Below are 20,719 nucleotides of genomic sequence, written 5' to 3'. Positions count from 1 at the left end.
GAGCTGACACAGGCCTCTGCATCCATGGCCGCCAAGTGGATCAACCCGTTGCATCTCGCGCCGTCGTGCGACGGCAAGCGACCTTGGGACTCCGCCCTGCGAAACGACGCGCAGGCGATCGCCCGAAGCGGGCAACTGCTCGTCTGGCAGCTGGCGGCCGAGTACGAAGGCTATTCCGGCGAGCAGGTTCTCGCGGGTGTCGGTGCGGCACTGAGCTGCGGCGACGCTGAATCCGGGGTGCCGCAGAGGTTCTCGGTTTCCGGGGTCGCCGATCCGCAGCTCGGGTTCTGCCGCCGGTTCCGCGGGCCCCGGATGTCCAGTTGCGCCTTGGTGTTCGCCCGCGGCGACCGGGTGCTCGCGATCCGGACCGACAGCACGACCGCGGACGCGGCGGCGCAGCAGGCCGAACTGAAGCGGCTGGCTCCCACCTTCGTCGCGGCGTTCGACCAGGACTGACGATGGCGAAACGGCGCTACGTGGCTCGCGGCGTGCCCGGCGGGTACCAGATCTGGGACAACCGCGCCCGCCGCTGGTGGGGCGATCACTACCAGCTCTGCCCGGACGACCTGGTCGCCGCGCTCAACAGCGGCGCGGACCACGCGACTCTCACCGCGCTGATCAACCGGTACCGCGCGGCAAAGCGCTGACCCGGTTTCAGGGCAGGGCTTCGATCCGCTCGAGATGTTCCTCGCCCCATTCGCCGAGCGGGGCGATCGCGGTGTTGAGGGTGCGGCCGAAATCGGTCAGCGAGTACTCCACCTTCGGCGGGACCTGGTGGTAGACCTCGCGGTGCACGAGCCCGCTGGTTTCCAGCTCCCGGAGCTGGTGGATCAGGATGCGTTCGCTGATGCCGGGCACCGCGCGCCGCAGCACGCCGAAGCGGACCGGGGCCTCGCTCAGCGCGAACAGGATCAGGCCTTTCCATTTGCCGCCCATGACGGCGATCGCCGCGTCGAGTCCGCAGGTGTACTTCTTCACCGGACGCTCCTCCCCTTGCCGTGCCGCTGACAATAATGTCAGTACCGAACAAAATTGTAGGTACTTGATCTTCGGTGCGTACGGCTTCAGGATGAAACGGACACCGGAACCCGGGCCGCGAAGTCCGATGTGGACGGTGCGATTCATCAGAAACTATTGCTGGAGCTGAAAAATATGGCTGGGGATACTCGCACGCCGGTGACCGTCGTGGGGCTGGGGTCGATGGGGCGGGCACTCGCCGGGGCGTTCCTCGCGGCCGGGCATCCGACGACGGTGTGGAACCGGACGCCGGGCAAGGCCGCGCCGCTGGTGGCCGACGGGGCGGCCCAGGCCGCCGATCCGGCGTCGGCGGTCGCCGCGAGCCCGCTGGTCGTCACGTGCCTGACCACGTTCGGCGACACTCGCGAGGCATTGGGGCCGATCGCTTTCGACGGGCGCGCGCTCGTGACCTTGAACAGCGGGACCCCGGCCGAGGCCCGCGCGACGGCCGCGTGGGCCTCGGGTCGCGGTGCACGGTTTCTCGCCGGGGCGGTCAAGAACGTGCCGTCCGCGGTCGGGGCGCGGGACACGCTGCTCTACTACGCCGGGGGCAAGGCCGTCTTCGACGAGCACGAGACGACGTTGAAGGTGCTCGGCGGCGACACCGTGCACCTCGGCAGCGAGCCGGATCTGGCCGCGCTGTACGAGATGGCGGTCGGCGGCACCCTGTTGCCCGCGCTCGCCGGGTTCTTCCAGGGCGCGGCCGCGGTCCAGTCGCGCGGGCTGGAGGCGAGCACGCTGGTCCGGTTCACCGTGAAATGGTTCGAGATGATCAACTCGGTCCTGCCGGTGTTCGCCGACGAGATCGACCGCGGCGACTACACCACAGCGGCGTCGTCGGTGAACCTCTTCCACGAGATGGCCGCCGACGACGCCGCGTTCGGTGCGGAGGCGGGTGTCGACAGTTCCTGGCGCGCCCCGCTCAACGACCTGCTGCGGCGGGCGGTCGAGGCGGGGCACGGGGACCACAGCATCTCGGCACTGGTGGAGGTGCTCCGCGCACCGGCGGCGTAGCTGCGGGAGCGACCGGCCGGTGCCGGACATGCGGTGCGAGCCGAACGCGACGAACGGGATCGTGGACCTCCTCGGCCCCCCGGCGAGTCAGCGGGTCTGCGCCAGATCCCCGAAGTACCCGGTCCGCCACAGGATCCGCGTGCGGACTTCGGTGATCCGCCAGCCTTTCCCGGTCTCTCGCAGGTCCGCGGCAACCACCCCGCCGGCGGTGAACGCGCGGTCCTCCATCCGCACGGTGATCGGGCGGTCTTTCCACAGGTGGATCGCGACGAGGTTCGCCCGTACCTCCGCGGCGGGGCCGTCGAGTTCGACGTCGTGGCCGGTGAGCAGGTGCTGGCTCGCTTCGAAGCGGGCGAAGCTGCGGGCGTGGCTTTCGGCGATGTCGGCGGGTCCGGCGATCTCGGTGCCGTTGGGGCGCACGATTTTCCCGTCCGGCGCGAAAATGCGCTGGAAACGCGGGGCGTCGAACTGGCGTTCGTCGACCGCGCGGTAGTAGCTGTTGAAGGTGCGGATGATGCGGGACGTGGCAAGCAACGCGTCGAGTTCGGGCTGATCCGTTTCCTGCACCGGCTTCTCCCTCGGGGTTCCGCTGTCTCGGTTCATCGTTCCGCGCCGGGCGGACGTGACATGTGCGGTCGCGGACGGGTATCCCGGTCAGGGGCAGGCGGCGGGCCCGGCGGCGAGCCAGGATGGCCTCGTGAGCAACGGAAGCAACGAACTCGGCGGTTTTCTCCGCAGCCGCCGCGAGCGGTTGACGCCGGAGGCCGCGGGCATCGCGCCCAGCGGGACCCGGCGCGCGGTTCCCGGGCTGCGCCGGGAGGAACTGGCCGAGCTGGCCGGGGTGAGCGTCAGCTACTACACCCGGCTCGAACAAGGGGCCAGCGGCAGTGCGTCGGACGCGGTGATCGACGCACTGGCGGCGGCGTTGCAGCTGGCTCCGGCCGAGCACGAGCACCTGAGGAATCTCGCCGCGCCTCGCCGCGCGGCTCGGCCGCGGGCCCGGAGGGCCAAACTGCGGCCCGCGGTGCGGGATTTGCTGGCGGCGATGTCCGCGCTGCCCGCGGTGGTGGTCGATCACCGGGCCGATGTCCTGGCGTGGAACCGGCTCGGGCACGCGCTGCTGGCCGGGCACGTCGCGTTCGGGGCGCCGGACGAGCGGGTCCGCCCGAACATCGCGCGGATGTTGTTCCTCGACCCGCATCATCGCGCGCTCTACCGGGATTGGGCGGACAAGGCGTCGGTCACCGTCGCGGCGCTGCATCAGGCGGTCGCGCGGCATCGGGACGATCCGGTGCTGGAGCAGCTCGTCGGGCGGCTGGCGGTGGAGAGTCCGGAGTTCGCACGGATGTGGGCGAAGCGGCCGGTCCGGACCTGCTCGTACTACGTGCGCGAACTCGACCATCCAGTGGTCGGATGTCTGACGCTCGCGAACGAGACCGTCACGCTGCCTGACGACGATCAGCAGCTCGGGCTGTTCTACGCGCTCCCCGGCACTCCCGACGCCGACGCGCTCGCGTTGCTGTCCCAAAGCTTCGCGGAACCCCTGAAGAAGGAGAAAGTGCGGTGAAGATCCTCGTTGTCGGCGGGGCCGGGACGATCGGACGGCGGCTGGTGCCGGAGTTGCGTTCGCGCGGGCATGAGGTCGTCGTGGCTGGGCGGACGTCCGGCGAGGTGCGCGTCGATCTGGCCGAACCGGAGACGATCGCGGCGATGTACCGCGCGGTCGGCGCGGTGGAGGCGGTCGTGAGCATCGCCGCGCACGGCGCGTTGGACGAGTTCGCGACCCTCACCTCGGCGGAGCTGCACGAGAACTTGCGCGCCAAGTTCTACGGGCAGGTCGAGCTGGTTCTGCAAGGACAGCATCACGCCGCCGATGGTGCGTCGTTCACGCTGACGTCCGGGATTTTCGCCGACCAGGCGTGGCCGCACGTGACCGGCGGCGGGGTGATCAGCGGCGCGCTGCACAGTTTCGTGCTGTCGGCGGCGATCGAGCTGCCGCGCGGGATGCGGGTCAACGCGGTCAGCCCGACGTTGATCGGCGATTCCGTGGACGCGTTCAGCGAGCATTTCCCGGGGATGCGGCCGGTGCCGATGGACGAAGTGGTGCGGCACTACCTGAACTGCGTCGAAAGCGACATCACCGGGACGGTCGTCCGGGCCTACGCTTGACCGCGTTCGGCAAGACTCTTACCTTTGAGCTGCCAGACATCGGATGTACGACGCCGCCGGCCGATGTGCCCCTTTCGCTCCTGTTTGGAAAGGTCACTCCGTGATGCCGGATTCCCCTGGTTTCCCGCGCCGTACGGCGCTGCGCACGATCGTCGGGTCAGCCCTCGCTCTCCCGGTTCTGACCGGTCCCCTGGCGCACTACGCCACGGCCGCGAGCCCGTTGTGGCATCCCGATCCGGTGAAGGACGGGTTGAAGGCCTTCGAGGGCGTCGAGGCTGACCGCGGCGGGCTGCATCCGGACCGGAAGTACGTGGTGGTCGAGGGAAATCACTACCGCTTCACCATCTGGCGCGACGACCGCGACACCACCGGCGGCGGCGATCGGCAGCGGACCGAGACGAAGGGCATGGTGCAGAACGGTTCCGCGCTGAAGATGCACAACGGCGAGACCTGGACGCTGTCCTACGAGATGTTCATCCCGGCGAGCCTGCACGGCACGAGCCGGTTCACGCACATCTTCCAGACCAAGACCCCGGCGACCAACGAGGGCCCGTGGGTGACGCTTGATCTGGTCCGCGACGGCGGCGTGGAGATGATTTCCGCGCGGGCGTACGCGAATCCGGGGTCGCCGTCGATCGCGGCGGCGAAGCTGGCTCCGTTGCGGGACAAGTGGATCACAATCGAGTGGACGTTCACTCCGGGCGACGCGGGCGCGGCGGCGTGCGTGATCCGCAGCGGCGCCGGTGCGGGTGCGCCGATCGCCGCGCAGGGCAGCAAGACCGGGGTGAAGCTGCCGGATCAGGGCGATTACGTGCGGCCGAAGTGGGGCATCTACCGCTCCGTGGAGAGCGACCCGGCGGACATTCTCGACACCTACCTGCTGTTCCGGAATTACCGCGCGAACCGCAAGTAGCGCCTGCGAGAGGTGGTCCCGGCACCACACCGGGACCACCGTTTCACAGCTTCTTGGCTGGGGTTTCCGGGAGGAATTCCTCGTCCTTGGGCTTCTTCCGCCACGCGGCGACGAGCCCGAGCGGGTCGGGGCGCAGCAGGGACGCGGCAGCGTAGAGGCTGACCGCGACGACGATCGCGATGAACCACCAGTCGTAGAGCGCCTGCTCCCCCGTCGGGTAGTACACGAGGGTCACGAACACCGAGATCGCCACGATCGCCGACAGGTTCCGCCGTTCCCACGGGAACGCCGAGATCAGCACGAAGCCCCAGGTGAGGTACCACGGCAGGGTCGGCGGCATGAGGATCGCGACGGCCAGCAGGGTGATCGCGGCGCGGTAGACGGCTTCCTTGCCGCCGCCGCGGGCGAGCCACCATTGGCGGACGCCGAACACGACGAGGCCGACCATCGCGATGGCGCGGGCGACGGTGACGAACGGCGAGGGCTGGACGTTGGCGATGATGTGGACGAGGTTGTAGACCGCCTCGCCGATGCCGCTGGGGAAGTTCAGCCAGTTGGTGATGAGCTGCGGGGCCTTGAGGCCGGACCACCAGCCGAGGTTGAGCGAGCCGAGCGAGACCCAGGTGCCGACGACGAACACCGGCAGGAACAGCCCGACCGCGGCGGCTCCGGCCTTGAAGAAGTTCTTCGTCTTCGACGGGCCGGCCATGTCCGCGGCCCACATCCAGACCATGAACGGCAGCGCGACGGCGGCGGTCGGCTTGATCAGCATGCCGATGGTGACCAGCACGACCGCGATGACGTGCTTGCGCTCGAGCGCGGCGAGCATCCCGATGGTGAGGAAGCCGAGCATCATCAGGTCGTTGTGCGGGCCGCCGAAGAGGTGGATGACCATCATCGGGCTGGCGACCGCGACCCAGAGCGCGACCGGGAGCTTCCCGCCGAGGTGCTTGACGAGCCGGGGCAGCGCCCACAGCGTCATGCCGAGCCCGACGAGCAGGACGAGCCGGGTGAGGATGACGCCGGCGATCATGTGGTCCTGGGTGATCGCGACGATGCCCTTGGAGATGAGCAGGAACAGCGGCCCGTACGGGGCGGGCGTGGTCTGCCACAGCGGGTGCACGTTCTGCACGACGTTCGGCAGCACGGGCAGCTCGGCGGGGCCGTTGGCGTACGGGTCGAGCCCGTAGAGCAGCTGCGCGCCCTGGCCGAGGTAGGAGAAGACGTCGCGGGTGAACAGCGGCGGCGACACGATCAGCGGCGCCATCCAGCACAGCGCGGCGATCAGGATCGGCTTGCTGCCGATGCGCCCGGCGAGCGCGTAGCGGCCGAGCCGGACCCACGCCCACACGACGAGGCCGAAGCCGCTGTAGAGCAGCGCGTTGGCGAGCGCCCGGCCGTGGCCGTAGCGGATCCACGAGAGCGGGCCGTGGCCGATGACGGGGTCTCGGATGAGGATGCCGCCGGCGCCGAGCGCGGCGAGCATGAGGAGGGCGCTTCCGACCGTGCCCATGGCGATGGTGCGGTAGGGGAAGCGCGAGGGCGTCAGGAACTGCCGGTCGAGACCTCCGGCGTTCGGCTGCGCGTCGTCGATAGTAGTGGCCATTTCGATCCAGAAGATTACCGGGTGCAGTCGGCCCGCCCCGCACTGGCTCCGGGCGCGCGGGGCTTCGGCGCGCGCCCGGAGCGGACCGCGGTCAGGCCTCGGCCGCGGTCCGCTGCGCGGTGCCCCCGGGGAGCGCCGCGAGCAGCGACTTCGTGTACTCGTGCTGCGGGTCGAGCAGGACTTGTTCGACGGTACCGGTCTCGACGAGTTCGCCGCGGTACATCACCGCGACCCGGTCGGCGATGTTCCAGGCCAGGCCCAGGTCGTGGGTGATGACGAGGGCGGAGAGGCCGAGCTGGCGGCGGAGCCGGAGCAGCAGCGCGAGGATCTCGCCGCGCACCGACGCGTCGAGCGAGGCCACCGGTTCGTCGGCGAGCAGCAGCGACGGTTCGAGCGCGAGGGCTCCGGCGATGACGACGCGCTGGCGCTGGCCGCCGGACAGCTCGTGCGGGAGCCGGTCGAGGAATTTCTCCGGCGGGCGCAGTTCGGCGGATTCGAGCGCTGTGAGCACGACGTCGCGTTCGTTCGCCAGGCCGTGGATGCGCGGGCCTTCGGCGACCGCCTCGTACACCGTGTGGGCCGGGTTCAGCGCGCTCGTCGGGTCCTGGAGCACGAGCTGGACTTCCCGCCGGTACGCGCGCAGCCCGGCTCCGCCCGAGGGCACCGGCTTGCCCGCGTAGCGGACCGCGCCGGAGTCGGGTTTCTGCAGGCCGAGCAGCGTGCGGGCGAGGGTGGTCTTGCCGGAGCCGGACTGGCCGACCAGCGCGACGATCTCGTCCCGGCGGACTTCCAGGTTCACTCCGTTGACCGCGTGGATCCGCTTGCCTTTGCGGTCGCGGAACGTGACGTGCAGGTCCTCGGCTGCCAGCAGCGGCGCTTCGTCCGTTCCGCCGCGTTCCGCCGGTTCCGGGGGCAGCGGGGTCGCGGTGGCCGGGGCGTAGCGCGAGACCGGGTCGCCGACCGTCGGGAACGCGGCGGCGAGGGCGCGGCTGTGTTCGTGCCGCGGCGAGGACATCAGCTCGGCGCTGGGGCGTTCCTCGACGACTTCGCCGTCGTACATCACCGCGATGCGTTCGCAGGTGGCGGCGAGCACGGACAGGTCGTGGCTGATCATGATCAGGCCGATGCCGCGTTCGGCGACCAGTTTCGACAGCACGGACAGCACCTGGGCCTGGACGATGACGTCGAGCGCGGTGGTCGGTTCGTCGGCGATCACCAGCCGCGGTTCGCAGGCCAGCGCCATCGCGATCATCACGCGCTGTTTCTGGCCGCCGGACAGTTCGTGCGGGTACGCGCCCGCCCGCGAGCGCGGCAGGTCGACCTGTTCGAGCAGTTCGGCGACGCGCGCCTGCACCTGGGCTTCGGACTGCGCCTTGCCCTCGGGCGCGTGCAGCCGGATCGGTTCGGCGATCTGCTCGCCGACGCGCCGGACCGGGTTGAGCGCGTGCATCGCGCCCTGGAACACGACCGACGCCTCGGCCCAGCGGACCGCGCGCAGCCGTCCCCAGCGCATCTCGCTGACGTCCTCGCCGTCGAGGAGGATCTCGCCGGTGATCTTCGCGCTGCGCGGCAGGAGCCGGAGCACGCTCATCGCGACGGTGGACTTGCCGGAGCCGGACTCCCCCGCGACGCCGAGCGTGCCGCCCGCGTCGAGTTGCAGGTCGACGCCGCGGACCGCGGGGACGTCGCCGCCGCCGGTGCGGTAGGTGACGCCGAGGTTTTTCAGTTCGAGCAGCGCGGTCACGAGTGCCGTCCTTTGAGCCGCGGGTTCAGCACGGTTTCGAGACCGCGGCCGACGAGGGTGAACATCAGCACGACGAGCACGATCGCGATGCCCGGCGGGAGCAGGTTCCACCAGGCGCCGCGGGTGACCGCGCCGTTGTTGAGCGCGGTTTCCAGCATGGCGCCCCAGGAGATCGAGGTGGGGTCGCCGACGCCGAGGAACGAGAGGGTGGCGTCGGCGATGACCGCGTTGCCGACCACGAGGGTGGTGTTGGCGAGCACGAGCGGGGCGACGCCGGGCAGCACGTGTTTCGCGACCACGTGCAGGTGGCCGCCGCCGAGCGCGCGGGCGCGTTCGATGTAGGGGCGGCTTTCGATGGTGAGCGTCTGCGCGCGGACGAGGCGGGCGGTGCTCGGCCAGGCGGTGACGCCGATGGCGAGCACGATGGTCCAGATCCCTTGCGGCAGCACGGCCGCGAGCGCGATCGCCAGCACGAGCGAGGGCAGCACGAGGAAGAAGTCGGTGAACCGCAACAGGATCGCCGACACCCAGCCGCCGAAGTGCGCGGCGGTGATGCCGATCAGGGTGCCGATGAACACGCTCAGCGCGGTCGCGCAGAACCCGACGAGCAGCGAGATCCTGGTGCCCCACACCGTCATCAGCAGCACCGAGCGGCCGTCGATGTCGGTGCCGAGCCAGAACTGGCTGTCCGGCGGGCTGAGCGGTTTGCCGGTGACACGGGTGACGTCGAGGCCGCTCTGGTCGCTGATCAGCGGCAGCAGGAGCGCGAGCAGGACGGTGAGCACGAGCAGGAAAAGCCCGGCGAGCGCGGCTTTCTGCGTGGCGAATTCGTGCCAGGTGCGGGCGATTCCGGCGCGGCGGCGGCGCCACGCGATCGCGCGGGGGCTTTCGGTTTTCACGGGGATTGAGGTCATGCGGTACGCACCCTCGGGTCGAGCACGCGGTAGAGCAGCTCCGCGAACAGGTTCATCAGGACGACGGCGCTGGCGAGGACGATGAAAACCCCTTGCAGCACCGGCAGGTCCGGGCCGTGCAGCGCGTCGTAGGTGAGCTGGCCGAGCCCCGGCCAGCTGAACACCGCTTCGACGGTGACCGCGCCGGCGACGACCGTGCCGAACTGCATGAACACCAGCGTCACGGTGGGCAGCAGCGCGTTCGGGACGGCGTGCCGTCGCCGGACGAGGTCGTCGCGCAGGCCTTTCGCACGGGCGGTGGTGAGGTAGTCGGCGTTCATTTCGCCGAGCAGGGACGAGCGCATCACCAGCATGTACTGCGCGTAGAACACCACGAGCAGCGTCAGGCACGGCAGGATCAGGTGGTGCAGCACGTCGAGGCTCTGGGCGAAGAATCCGGGCCCGGCGTCGGGCGAGTGCATGCCGCGGCTGGGGAACAGCCCGTTGGTGGCCACGAGAAGCAGCAGGCCGAGCCAGAACTGCGGGACCGACCAGAAGGTCAGCGCGATGCCGGTCTGCGCGCGGTCGAAGAAGCTGTCGCGCTTCCACGCCGCGCGGATGCCGAGCCACAGCCCGAGCGCGACGGCGAGGACGGTCGCGCTGCCGACGAGCAGCACGGTCGGCCAGAGCCGTTCGCCGATCATGTCCAGCACCGGGCGGCGTTCGATGTAGGACTCGCCGAAGTCGCCTTGGAAGAGGCCGGCGAAGTAGTTCCCGAACTGGGCGAGGATGGGCTTGTCGATGCCGAGCCGTTCGCGCAGTTCGGCGATCTGGCCGGGGTCGGTGGGGCGTTCGCGGGCCATGAACGCGACCGGGTCGCCGGGCAGCAGCCGGAAGAGGAAGAACCCGAGGACGATCACCAGGAACACGCTGGCGAGCGCCTCGGCGATCTTCTTGAGGACGAACCGGAGGGTCCCGGTCCCGCCGCGGCGCTCGTCGGGATCGGCGAGCACCGCGGCCTGGTCGGGCGCTATCGCTTGACTCACCCGCGGCTCCCCTTCTGCTGGACGGCGCGGCTGTCCGTGAGGGGGTCCCGCACGGACTCGCGCGCCGATGCCAGGGACTCAAGGCGGTGCCGCGGTTGTGGTTTGGGGTCTCTGTCGCGGTCGCGGGGGTTAGCGAGGCAAGCGCGGGATGCGTTGTCCGTGAGGGGAACCCTGAGGGAATCTGATTCCCTCAGGGTTCCCCTCACGGACGCAAGCAAGCGGTCACGAGGGCTTAAACCGGGCATTTCGACGAAGTTAGCGTCCTTTATGGATGGTCGGCATGGAGAATCAGCAAAGCGTGAGTTCCCGACATCGGACTCGCGCGCCGTGAAGGACTCCTTGAGGGACTTGGATTCCCTCAAGGAGTCCTTCACGGACCGCCGGGCCGGAGCGGGCGATTGGCACAGCATCGGATTTACTCCCGGTCGTCGGCGGACTTGCCGCGGCGGGACAGCGCGATGCCGCCGCCCACGAGCACGACCCCGGCGACAACGATCCACACGGTCGTGCCGGAACCGCTGTCCGACGAAGCGGCCGAAGCGTCGGCCGGGACCGCGCCGTAGACGCCCCAGTAGCCGGTCTGCTCGAGGATCGAGCCCTCGGGCTGGGGCTGCTTGCCGAACGAGGAGAACTTGTCGGAGCGGTAGGCCTCGAGCGCGTTGTCGTAGTCGTAGACGACGTTCACGGCCTGGCTGTAGAGCCGCGCCTGAGCCTGCTTCACGTAGCCCGCGCGCACGCCCGGGTCGGTTTCGGCGAGCTGTTTGGCGTACAGCGCGTCGTACTGCGGGTCGCAGAAGAACGTGTCGGTGGTGCCGCCCTTGCCCTCGGCGTTCGGCCGCGCGGCGCAGGTGTGCAGGGCCAGCGAGTAGTCCGGGTCCGGGTTGTTCGCGTAGCCGGAGATCGCGAGGTCGTAGTTGCCCGCGTTGGTGCGGTCGTTCAGCTCGTCGTCGGAGACGAGTTCCTGCTTGACCGAGATGCCGATGTCGTGCAGCCAGCCGGTGACGTACTGGGCGAGGCGCTGGTCGGGCGCGCGGTTCGCGTGCCCGGTGAGGCGCAGTTCGAGGCGCGCGCCGCCGGGCGCGGTGCGGATGCCGTCGCGGCCCTTCGCGTAGCCGGCCGCGTCGAGCGCGGCGTTCGCGGCGGCGAGGTCGAACTTGCGCGCCTCCCCCGGCGCCGGATCCCAGTGGTAGGCCGAATAGATCGGCGGGATCACGCCGCCGCCGGGCTGGGCGTAGCCGCCCGCGACCTTGTCCACGATGGTGTTGATGTCGATCGACTGCGCGATCGCCTGGCGCACCCGGATGTCCTTGAGCACCGGGTTTCCGTTGCCGATCGGCTTGTTCTCGGAGTTCTGGACGCCGAAGTTCAGGTTGATCTCGTTGTAGCGGCGGCCGGGAGCCTTGTTCAGCGCGATGTTCGGCTGGTCCTTGAGCGCGTCGAACTGCGTCGGGGTGAGCCGGTTGATCACGTCGACCTCGCCCTGCTTGAGGGCGTTGACCGCGGCCTCGACGTCCTTGAACACCAGCAGCTGCAGCTCGTCGACCTTGGGCGCGCCGCGCCAATAGTCCTTGTTGGCCTTGAACTTGACGTATTCGTTCTGCTTGTACTCGGTGATCGTGTACGGACCGTCGTCGACGCCGACGACCGGGATGGTGTCGGTCTTCGGGTCGCTGAAGTCCTTGATCTGCGACCACACGTGCTCGGGCACGATCGGGACGTCGAGCAGCGCCATCGACGACTGCACGGTCTTGGTCTTGATCACCAGCGTGGCGTCGTCCGGCGCGGTCACCGACTGGAAGCTCGCGACGTAGTTGCCGTTCGCGGTGCGCGCGGTGGCGTCGGTGAGCATCCGGTTGAAGGTGAACGCGGCGTCCTTCGCGGTGACCGGCTGCCCGTCGGACCACTTCGCGCCCTTGCGGATCTTGAACGTCCAGGTCAGTTTGTCCGGCGACGTCGTCCACGATTCGGCGAGCGCCGGGGCGGCCTCGGCCTTGTCCTGCGACGGGATCGTCAGGAACTCGTAGATGAACCGGCCGACCTGGGTCGACGCGGCGAGCCCGGCGGTGAACGGGTTCAAGTGGTCGATACCAGTGGTCAACGCGACCCGCAGCACCTTCGGCGGCGCCTGCTGTTGCGCCGTCGCAGTGCCCGCCAACGGCAGAATCGCCAGCGTTCCTGCCATCACGACACCGAAAACGCGGCGCAACCCGTGCCGCCTGTGCTTATTTCGCACTTGAGAACCACCCCATCGTCAATCCCCGACCCCAGAGACGAAAAGTAACCACATACGGCGGGAAGCGCGCAATATGTGACGGCGCCGCTGCGTGTCCGATCGTTATGGTCGCGACGCGGATCACTAGAGTGCCCGGCATGCGGATCCTGATCTCGGCCGACATGGAAGGCGCCACGGGGGTCACCTGGACCGACGACGTCGTGCCCGGGAGCCCGCAGTGGCAGCGGTTCCGGGGCATGTTCACCGGCGACGTCAACGCGGTGCTGGCCGGCCTGTACGCGGCGGGCGCGACCGACGTGCTCGTCAACGAGGCGCACTCGTCGCAGCGCAACCTGCTCCTGGAAGACCTCGACGAACGCGCGCGGATGCTGACCGGGCGGCACAAGCCGCTGTCGATGATGCAAGGCATCGATTCCGGTGTGGACGGTGTGGTGTTCCTCGGCTACCACGCCGGGGCCGGGTTCGACGGCGTCCTGTCGCACACGTATCTGGAAAACCAGATCACCGGCGTGTGGCTGGACGACGTGCCCGCGAGCGAGGGCAGGCTGAACGCGGCGATGGCGGCCGAGTACGGCGTGCCGGTGCTGCTGGTCAGCGGCGACGACCAGACCTGCGAGGACGCGCGCGACTACGCGCCGGACGCGGAACTGGTGCAGGTCAAGGAATGCGTGAGCCGGTACGCGGCGATCTGCCTGCCGCCGGCGCGCACAGCGAAGCTGCTGGAGACCGGCGCGCGGGACTCGATGGCGCTGGCCGGGCGGGCCGAGCGGACGCCGGGGCGGCACCGGATCGAGGTCGAGTTCGACGCGAGCCATCTGGCGCAGGCGACCGCGGTGATCCCGACCGTGGAGCAGACCGGGACGCGGCGCGTCGCGTTCGAGGCGCCGAGCATGACCGAGGCGATGAAGGCGTTCAAGGTGGTCACGGCCATCGCGGCAGGGGCGGTGCAGGGCATTTATGGCTGAGGTCGACGTTGTTTCGCTGTGCGCGGACCTGATCCGGTTCGACACCACCAACTGGGGCGACGGGGAGGCCGCGGGCGAACGCCTCGCCGCCGAGTACGTCGCCGAATTCCTTGACCGGCACGGGGTTCCGGCACGGATTCTGGAGCCTGAGCCGCAGCGGTCGAACGTTGTCGCGCGGATTCCGGGCACCGATCCGACACTGCCCGCGCTGCTCGTGCAGGGGCATCTCGACGTGGTGCCCGCGGCGGCGGCCGATTGGTCTGTACCGCCGTTTTCCGGCGAGGTCCGCGACGGGTTCCTGTGGGGCCGCGGCGCGGTCGACATGAAGGATTTCTGCGCGATGGTGCTGGCCGCCGTCGCGTACGGGCTGCGGCCGCGGCGGGACATCGTGCTGGCGTTCGTCGCCGACGAGGAGGACCGCGGCGACTACGGCGCGCACTGGCTGGTCAAGGAGCACGCGGACCTGTTCGAGGGCTGCGCGGCGGCGATCAGCGAGTCCGGCGGGTACAGCTATCACGTGCCCGCGGCGGACGGCCGGAAAGTGCGGCTGTACCCGGTCGGGACCGCCGAGCGCGGGACCGCGCACCTGCGGCTCACCGCGACCGGGCGGGCCGGGCACGGGTCGCGGCCGAACTCGGAGAACGCGGTCGTGCGGCTGGTCGGAGCGCTGCAGCGAATCGCGGAGCACCGCTGGCCGGTTCAGCTGACGCCGACCGTGCGCGCGTTCCTGGAGCGGACCGGTGCCGCGTTGGGCGTGCCGGTGGATCTTTCGTCGGGCGAAGCGGTGGACGAAACCGTGGCGCGGCTGGGGACGGCCGGGTCGCTGGTGGTGCCGACGGTGCGCAACAGCACCACGCCGACGATGCTCGACGCCGGGTACAAGGTGAACGTGATCCCGTCGAAGGCGAGCGCGCAGGTCGACGTGCGGGTGCTGCCGGGGACCGAGGACGAGCTGTTCGCAGTGGTGGATTCGTTGCTGGGCGAGGGGGTCACGCGGGAATTCGTGGCGCACCAGCCGCCGGTGCAGGCTCCGGTGGATTCGCCGTGGTTCGACGCGATGGCCGCGGCGCTGCGGGCGGAGGACCCGGAGGCGGTCGTGGTGCCGTACTGCATGGGCGGCGGGACGGACGCGAAAGCGTTCACCCAGCTGGGGATGGCGTGCTACGGCTTCGCTCCCCTGGCTTTGCCGGAAGGCTTCCCGTACCGGGCGATGGCGCACGGCGTGGACGAGCGGGTGCCGGTGGACGGGCTGCGGTTCGGGACGCGGGTGCTGACGCGGTTCCTGGAGTCCTGCTGAGGTTCAGGGAGTGACGCGCTGGACGGTCGCCAGCCAGGCTGGAAGACCGTCCGGCGCGAACCTGGCGACAATCCGGCTGTCGCGCAGGGTTTCGAGCTGCCAACCGGTTTCGCGCTGGAAAGGCGCTTCGAGTTCCGCCTGGGTGACCGGGTGCGGGCCGGAATCCGCTCCCGCGTCTCGGAAGCACAGCATGTGCAGCCTCGCGCCCGGTTCGGTGACGGACGCGAGGCTGCCGACGTAGGTCTGGCGTTCCCGGGCGTCGAAGGTGTGGAACAGCCCGCAGTCGAGGACCGTGTCGAAGGTCCAGTCCAGAGTGGACAGCCGGAACGCATCCCCGACGGCGAACTCCGCCGTGAGACCCCGTTCCCGGGCTTTCTCTTTCGCTTGCGCCACCGCGGTTTCCGCGACGTCGATGCCCACAATGGACAGTCCGGCCGCGGCGAGGTGCAGCGCGTTCTCGCCGGTGCCGCATCCGGCGTCGAGGACCGTGCCGTGGAACGCGCCCTCGGCGGCGAGTTCGACGATGGCCGGTTGCGGGCGGCCGAGGTCCCACGGGGCCGGACCGTCCTGATAGGACTCGTCCCACGGACGGCCTGCGGCGCGTTCGTGGCTGGTCGCGGGACGGTCCTCGGACATCAGCGGGTGAACTCCGCCCACCAGCGGGCGTCGTCGCGGACGCGCCTCAGCGAGGTCAGGGTGACGCCGTCGCGGGCGAAGGATTCGACCTCGGCTTTGCTGAGCGGCCACGGCGGCCCCTCCCAGGTGTCGAGGTCGATGCTTTCCTCGGCGACCGCGCCGACGACGAGCGTCCCGCCCGGGGCGACGAAGCCGGAGACCGAGGCGATGGCCGGGTCGTGGACGTCCTTCGGCATCGACTGGACGGTCATGATCTCCACGACCAGGTCGAAGGCGTAGTGGAATTCCGCGGGCGGGGTGAGCAGGTCCGCGGTGCGGTAGGAGACGGCGGTGTCTGGGAAGCGGTTGAGCACGGCTTTGATCGCGCTGGGCGAGACGTCGAAGGCGGAGGTCTCGTATCCGGAGGCGGCGAGGAGTTCGGCGTCGTCGGCCATTCCGCAGCCGACGACGAGGGCGCGGCGGCCGTCGCCGGGCCGCCCGTCGATCCAGTCGGCGAGTTCCGGCGAGGGCTTGCCGCGGTACCACGGCAGGACGGCCTCTCCGGCTTCCGCGGCCGCGTAGAGGGGCTCGAACCACCCGGTGGGGTCACCGTTGGCGAGTGCGAGTCCGGCCCGGCGGCGGGCTTCCTCGTCGGGATCGATGGCGTCGTCTGGCATGGGCTCTGTTATACCCGCCGGGCCTCGGCGCCGGTGCGCTCGACCGGCCGGGCGGGCGCCACCCGGTTGCCGCAGCGGCAGCCCTCGGGTGTTGTCCGTTTCCGGTCAGGTTTGCGGGGCGGCCTTGACATCGATGTCACCCGCGAGTTGAGCTTCCGGGGCCCCGAGTCCCGATCCCTGATCCCCCTGACGAACTGGGAGCAATGATGCCCCGAAGCGCCAGACCGTTCCACGTCGTGCTCGCCGCGGCCGTGGCGGCGGCGGGCCTGGTCGTCCTGCCTGCCGCGGCCGGTGCCGCGCCGGGCGAGGCCGCCCCGCCGGACTTCGTTTCTTCGTTCGAGCCGAACGATCCGCAACCGACGCAGGACGCCGTCGACACCGATGCCGCCGGGAAGCCGCGGGCTTCGGGCGTCGACGGCGCGAACGGGACCGCGATCCCCGGCGACATCCGGGGCAAGGTCACCGACCTCAGTGCGACCAGCGAGAACACCGGCGGCGGCGAGGTCGCCGCGAACCTGATCGACGGCAGCACGGGCACGAAGTGGCTGTCGTGGGATCCGGCCGCGTCGGTGACGTTCACGCTGTCCGCGCCGACGTCGATCACGCATTACGCGATCAGTTCGGCCAACGACTTCCCCGGCCGGGACCCGCGGGACTGGACGCTGCAGGGGTCGAACGACGCGCAGCAGTGGACGGATCTGGACAAACAGTCCGGCCAGTCGTTCGCGAACCGTTTCCAGCAGAACGACTACAAGCTGGCCGCGCCGAGTGCCGCGTACACCTACTACCGGCTGAACGTCACGGGCAACAACGGCGACAGCATCATGCAGATGTCCGAGCTGCTGCTGGCCAACGACGATCCGGCCCCGCCGCCGCTGCCGAACATGCGCAGCGTGGTCGATTCCGGGCCGACGTCGGGCTACACCAACAAGAACCGGGTCGGGTTCACCGGCAAGAAGGCGTTCCGCTACTCCGGCAGCCAGCCCAAGGCCGGGCACGGGTATTCCTACAACAAGGTCTACGACGTCGACATCCCGGTGACCGCGGCGACCGAGCTGTCGTACAAGGTGCAGCCGCAGTTCGTCGAGGGCGATCTGAAGTACCCGAGCACGAACGTCGCGGTCGATCTCGACTTCACCGACGGGACGCATCTGCGCGATCTCGGCGCGACCGACCAGTACGGGTTCCCGCTGACGCCGGAGGGCCAGGGCGCGAGCAAGGTCCTGTACGCGAACCAGTGGAACCTGGTGCGTTCGGTGATCGGGCGGGTCGCGGCGGGCAAGACGATCGACCGGATCGCGATCGGCTACGACAACGCGAACGGCCCGGCGCAGTTCGCGGGCTGGCTGGACGATCTGAAGATCTCCGCGACGCCGACGCCGCCGGCCAGCACGCGGCCCAGCGACAACGTGCTCACCACGCGCGGCACGATGGCGAACGGCACGTTCTCCCGGGGCAACAACTTCCCGGCGACGGCGGTGCCGCACGGGTTCAACTTCTGGACTCCGGTGACGGACGCGGGTTCGGCGAGCTGGCTGTACAACTACCACTCGCAGAACAACGCGGACAATCTTCCCGCGTTGCAGGCGTTCAGCGTGAGCCACGAGCCGAGCCCGTGGATGGGCGACCGGCAGAGCTTCCAGGTGATGCCTTCGGCGGCGAGCGGGGTGCCGGACGCGAACCGCGACAAGCGGGCGCTGCCGTTCACGCACGACAACGAGGTGGCGCGGGCGCATTACTACGGCGTCACGTTCCAGAACGGGATCAAGACCGAGATCGCGCCGACTGATCACGCGGCGGTGATGCGGTTCTCCTTCCCGGGCAACGATTCCAGCCTGATTTTCGACAACGTCAACAACTCCGGCGGGCTCACGCTCGACCCGGCGAACGGCACGCTCAGCGGGTACTCCGACGCCAAGAGCGGGCTGTCCGCGGGCGCCGGGCGGATGTTCGTCTACGCGACGTTCGACAAGCCCGTCACGACCGGCGGCAAGCTGACCGGGCAGAACCGGGACAATGTGACCGGGTATCTGCGGTTCGCCGCGGGCGCGGACAAGACGGTGACGATGCGGATCGCGACGTCGCTGATCAGCGTGGACCAGGCGAAGAAGAACCTGGAGCAGGAGATCGCCCCGAACGCCGGGTTCGACTCGGTGCGGGACGCCGCGCAGCAGGCCTGGGACAAGCAGCTCGGCGTGATCGAGGTGCAGGGCGCATCGAAGGACCAGATGGAGACGCTGTACTCCAACCTGTACCGGTTGTTCTTGTACCCGAATGAGGGTTTCGAGAACGTCGGCACGAAGGAAGCGCCGAAGTACCAGTACGCGAGCCCGGTGTCGCCGAAGACCGGCACGGACACCGCGACGCGGACCGGGTCGAAGATCGTCGACGGCCAGACCTACGTCAACAACGGGTTCTGGGACACCTATCGGACCACCTGGCCGGCGTATTCGCTGCTCACGCCGGACATGGCGGGCAAGATGGTGGACGGTTTCGTGCAGCAGTACCGCGACGGCGGCTGGATCGCGCGCTGGTCCTCCCCCGGTTACGCGGACCTGATGACCGGCACGAGCTCGGACGTCGCGTTCGCCGACGCCTACCAGAAGGGCGTGACGAACTTCGACGTCAAGTCGGCCTACGACGCGGCGTTGAAGAACGCCACGGTGACGCCGCCGAACTCGGCGGTCGGCCGCAAGGGCCTGGACCAGTCGGAGTTCCTGGGCTACACGCCGAACTCGACCGGCGAGGGCTTCTCGTGGGCGATCGAGGGCTACGTCAACGACTTCGGCATCGCGAACCTGTCGAAGAAGCTGTACGACACGGCCGCGGCGAACGATCCGCGCAAGGCGGAGTACCTGGAGAACTACCAGTACTTCACCAGCCGGGCGCAGCAGTACGTGAACCTGTTCGACCCGAGCACCGGGTTCTTCCAGGGCAAGGACGCGAGCGGGAAGTTCACCAAGGCCAAGGCCGACTACGATCCGCGGCAGTGGGGCGGTGACTACACCGAGACCGACGGCTGGAACATGGCCTTCACCGTGCCGCAGGACGGGCAGGGCCTGGCGAATCTCTACGGCGGCAAGGACAAGCTGGGCGCCAAGCTCGACCAGTTCTTCGCCGACCAGGAGACCGCGAACTACCCCGGCAGCTACGGCGGCGTGATCCACGAGATGCGGGAGGCGCGGGACGTGCGGATGGGCCAGTACGGCCACTCCAACCAGCCTTCACACCACATCCTCTACATGTACGACTACGCGGGCCAGCCGGCGAAGACGCAGGCGAAGGTGCGCGAAGCGGTGTCGCGGCTGTACACCGGCAGCGAACTGGGCCAGGGCTACGCGGGCGACGAGGACAACGGCGAGATGTCCGCGTGGTACGTGTTCAGCTCGCTGGGCTTCTACCCGCTGCAGATGGGCAGCCCTAACTACGCGATCGGGTCGCCGCTGTTCACGAAGGCGACCGTGCACCTGCCCGGCGGGGACCTGGTGATCAACGCGCCGAAGAACTCGGCGAAGAACGTCTACGTCCAGGGCCTGAAGGTCAACGGGAAGAACTGGACGTCGACGTCGCTGCCGCACGACGTGCTCGCCCACGGCGCCACGCTCGACTTCGACATGGGCCCGAACCCGTCGACGTGGGGCACCGGTGCGGGCGACGCGCCGAAGTCGATCACCACGGGCGACGCGGTGCCGACGCCGCTGCACGACGAGACCGGCCCCGGCCTGGGCACGCTGTCCACTTCGGACGGTTCGGACGCGTCGGCGTTGGTGGACAACACCTCGCGCACGCAGGCGAAGGTGACCGGTGCGGTGCAGTACCAGCTCAAGTCGACGGACGAGGCGGTCACGCACTACACGCTCACCTCCGGCACCGGCGCGGGTGACGCGAAGAGCTGGACGCTGAAGGGCTCGTACGACGGGAAGAACTGGACTGTCGCCGACCAGCAGACCGACCAGTCCTTCCCGTGGCGGCAGCAGACCCGGGCGTTCGCGGTGAAGAACCCGGCGCACTACGCCTACTACCGGCTGGAGGTCACCGCGACCACCGGCGGCCCGGCGACGCTGGCGGAGTTCGAACTGCTGGGCCGCCCGGACGCTTCGTGCGGCAAAACGCTGACCGGCGTGCAGAACGGCCCGCTGACCGTGTCGAGCGGCGTGGTGTGCCTGAACGGCGCGACGGTGTCGGGTCCGGTGAACGTGGCGCGCGGTGCTTCGCTGATCGTGCGCGGCGGCCAGATCACCGGCCCGGTGGCGGCGTCCGGTGCGGCGCAGGTGGTGTTGAACCGGACGAAGGTGGAGGGTCCGGTGTCGATCACCGGCTCGACTGGGCCGGTGTCGATCGAGCTGACGGACATCTCGGGTCCGGTGAACCTGACGGGGAACCAGGGGCCGGTGATCTCGAGCAGCACCGTCGGTGGGCCGTTGGCCTGTACGGGCAACTCGCCTGCTCCGACGGATCATCAGCTGGCCAATACTGTTCGCGGGCCTTCCGCGGGGCAGTGCGCGCAGTTCTGATCGGCTGATTTTCGGC

General features: G+C 69.5%; 18 protein-coding genes. 9 read left to right on the top strand and 9 right to left on the bottom strand.

Translation table 11 applies throughout. From position 1 onward, the window contains the following. Window positions 1–24 precede the first annotated feature (24 nt). The gene (locus AB5I40_RS03565; protein ID WP_370936978.1) at window positions 25–456 is read left to right on the top strand and encodes a hypothetical protein; all 432 of its coding nucleotides are present in this window, start codon (window positions 25–27) and stop codon (window positions 454–456) included. Between the two features lie 2 nt (window positions 457–458). Then, window positions 459–647, top strand: coding sequence for a hypothetical protein (locus AB5I40_RS03560; RefSeq protein ID WP_370936977.1), 189 nt, complete (start codon window positions 459–461; stop codon window positions 645–647). Window positions 648–654: 7 nt separating this feature from the next. Here AB5I40_RS03560 and AB5I40_RS03555 read toward each other — a convergent pair whose 3' ends face one another. Next, window positions 655–936: a winged helix-turn-helix transcriptional regulator gene (locus AB5I40_RS03555; protein WP_370940441.1), complete on the bottom strand. Its 282-nt coding sequence runs from the start codon at window positions 934–936 to the stop codon at window positions 655–657. A gap of 216 nt (window positions 937–1,152) precedes the next feature. Between AB5I40_RS03555 and AB5I40_RS03550 the strand changes: the two genes are divergently transcribed. Next, window positions 1,153–2,031 carry an NAD(P)-binding domain-containing protein gene (locus AB5I40_RS03550; protein WP_370936976.1) on the top strand — a complete coding sequence of 293 codons (879 nt, stop codon included), beginning with the start codon at window positions 1,153–1,155 and terminating at the stop codon, window positions 2,029–2,031. Window positions 2,032–2,118: 87 nt separating this feature from the next. Here AB5I40_RS03550 and AB5I40_RS03545 read toward each other — a convergent pair whose 3' ends face one another. Further along, window positions 2,119–2,598: a nuclear transport factor 2 family protein gene (locus AB5I40_RS03545; protein WP_370936975.1), complete on the bottom strand. Its 480-nt coding sequence runs from the start codon at window positions 2,596–2,598 to the stop codon at window positions 2,119–2,121. A 130-nt stretch (window positions 2,599–2,728) separates the two neighbouring features. On the opposite strand from AB5I40_RS03545, the gene AB5I40_RS03540 reads away from it, so the two are divergent. From AB5I40_RS03540 to AB5I40_RS03530, 3 genes are all read left to right on the top strand, one after another. Continuing rightward, window positions 2,729–3,598, top strand: coding sequence for a helix-turn-helix domain-containing protein (locus tag AB5I40_RS03540; protein WP_370936974.1), 870 nt, complete (start codon window positions 2,729–2,731; stop codon window positions 3,596–3,598). After that, a complete protein-coding gene (locus AB5I40_RS03535) occupies window positions 3,595–4,200 on the top strand; it encodes a short chain dehydrogenase (protein WP_370936973.1) in 606 nt (201 codons plus the stop codon). The genes AB5I40_RS03540 and AB5I40_RS03535 overlap by 4 nt, the downstream gene beginning before the upstream one ends. Window positions 4,201–4,303: 103 nt before the next feature. Next, window positions 4,304–5,113 (top strand): hypothetical protein, encoded by an 810-nt coding sequence (locus tag AB5I40_RS03530; protein WP_370936972.1) that lies wholly within the window; start codon window positions 4,304–4,306, stop codon window positions 5,111–5,113. Window positions 5,114–5,156: 43 nt separating this feature from the next. On the opposite strand, the gene mptB is transcribed toward AB5I40_RS03530, so the two are convergent. The 5 genes from mptB to AB5I40_RS03505 form a co-directional block, all read right to left on the bottom strand. After that, entirely contained in the window at window positions 5,157–6,719 is a 1,563-nt protein-coding gene (gene mptB, locus AB5I40_RS03525) for a polyprenol phosphomannose-dependent alpha 1,6 mannosyltransferase MptB (protein WP_370936971.1), read from the bottom strand. 91 nt (window positions 6,720–6,810) lie between these two features. Further along, the gene (gene nikE, locus AB5I40_RS03520; RefSeq protein WP_370936970.1) at window positions 6,811–8,463 is read right to left on the bottom strand and encodes a nickel ABC transporter ATP-binding protein NikE; all 1,653 of its coding nucleotides are present in this window, start codon (window positions 8,461–8,463) and stop codon (window positions 6,811–6,813) included. Further along, window positions 8,460–9,377 (bottom strand): ABC transporter permease, encoded by a 918-nt coding sequence (locus AB5I40_RS03515; protein WP_370936969.1) that lies wholly within the window; start codon window positions 9,375–9,377, stop codon window positions 8,460–8,462. The genes nikE and AB5I40_RS03515 overlap by 4 nt, the downstream gene beginning before the upstream one ends. Further along, complete coding sequence (locus AB5I40_RS03510; RefSeq protein ID WP_370936968.1) at window positions 9,374–10,402, bottom strand: ABC transporter permease; 1,029 nt, start codon at window positions 10,400–10,402, stop codon at window positions 9,374–9,376. Before AB5I40_RS03510 ends, AB5I40_RS03515 begins: the two co-directional genes overlap by 4 nt. 415 nt (window positions 10,403–10,817) lie before the next feature. Then, window positions 10,818–12,584: an ABC transporter substrate-binding protein gene (locus AB5I40_RS03505; RefSeq protein WP_370936967.1), complete on the bottom strand. Its 1,767-nt coding sequence runs from the start codon at window positions 12,582–12,584 to the stop codon at window positions 10,818–10,820. A gap of 188 nt (window positions 12,585–12,772) precedes the next feature. Here AB5I40_RS03505 and AB5I40_RS03500 point away from each other — a divergent pair, with 188 nt between their 5' ends. Both AB5I40_RS03500 and AB5I40_RS03495 read left to right on the top strand, forming a co-directional pair. Next, window positions 12,773–13,600, top strand: coding sequence for a M55 family metallopeptidase (locus AB5I40_RS03500; RefSeq protein ID WP_370936966.1), 828 nt, complete (start codon window positions 12,773–12,775; stop codon window positions 13,598–13,600). Then, the gene (locus AB5I40_RS03495) at window positions 13,593–14,897 is read left to right on the top strand and encodes a M20/M25/M40 family metallo-hydrolase (RefSeq protein WP_370936965.1); all 1,305 of its coding nucleotides are present in this window, start codon (window positions 13,593–13,595) and stop codon (window positions 14,895–14,897) included. Before AB5I40_RS03500 ends, AB5I40_RS03495 begins: the two co-directional genes overlap by 8 nt. 3 nt (window positions 14,898–14,900) lie before the next feature. Here AB5I40_RS03495 and AB5I40_RS03490 read toward each other — a convergent pair whose 3' ends face one another. Together AB5I40_RS03490 and AB5I40_RS03485 are read right to left on the bottom strand one after the other, a co-directional pair. Next, window positions 14,901–15,533, bottom strand: a complete 633-nt coding sequence (locus AB5I40_RS03490; RefSeq protein WP_370936964.1) for a methyltransferase domain-containing protein — start codon at window positions 15,531–15,533, stop codon at window positions 14,901–14,903. Further along, window positions 15,533–16,189, bottom strand: coding sequence for a class I SAM-dependent methyltransferase (locus AB5I40_RS03485; RefSeq protein WP_370936963.1), 657 nt, complete (start codon window positions 16,187–16,189; stop codon window positions 15,533–15,535). Before AB5I40_RS03485 ends, AB5I40_RS03490 begins: the two co-directional genes overlap by 1 nt. A gap of 206 nt (window positions 16,190–16,395) precedes the next feature. Between AB5I40_RS03485 and AB5I40_RS03480 the strand changes: the two genes are divergently transcribed. Beyond that, window positions 16,396–20,703, top strand: coding sequence for a GH92 family glycosyl hydrolase (locus AB5I40_RS03480; protein ID WP_370936962.1), 4,308 nt, complete (start codon window positions 16,396–16,398; stop codon window positions 20,701–20,703). Window positions 20,704–20,719: the final 16 nt, after the last annotated feature.

The sequence above is a fragment of the Amycolatopsis sp. cg13 genome, from assembly GCF_041346965.1.
GTDB lineage: Bacteria > Actinomycetota > Actinomycetes > Mycobacteriales > Pseudonocardiaceae > Amycolatopsis.
This window is presented reverse-complemented; position numbering and strand designations above follow the sequence as displayed.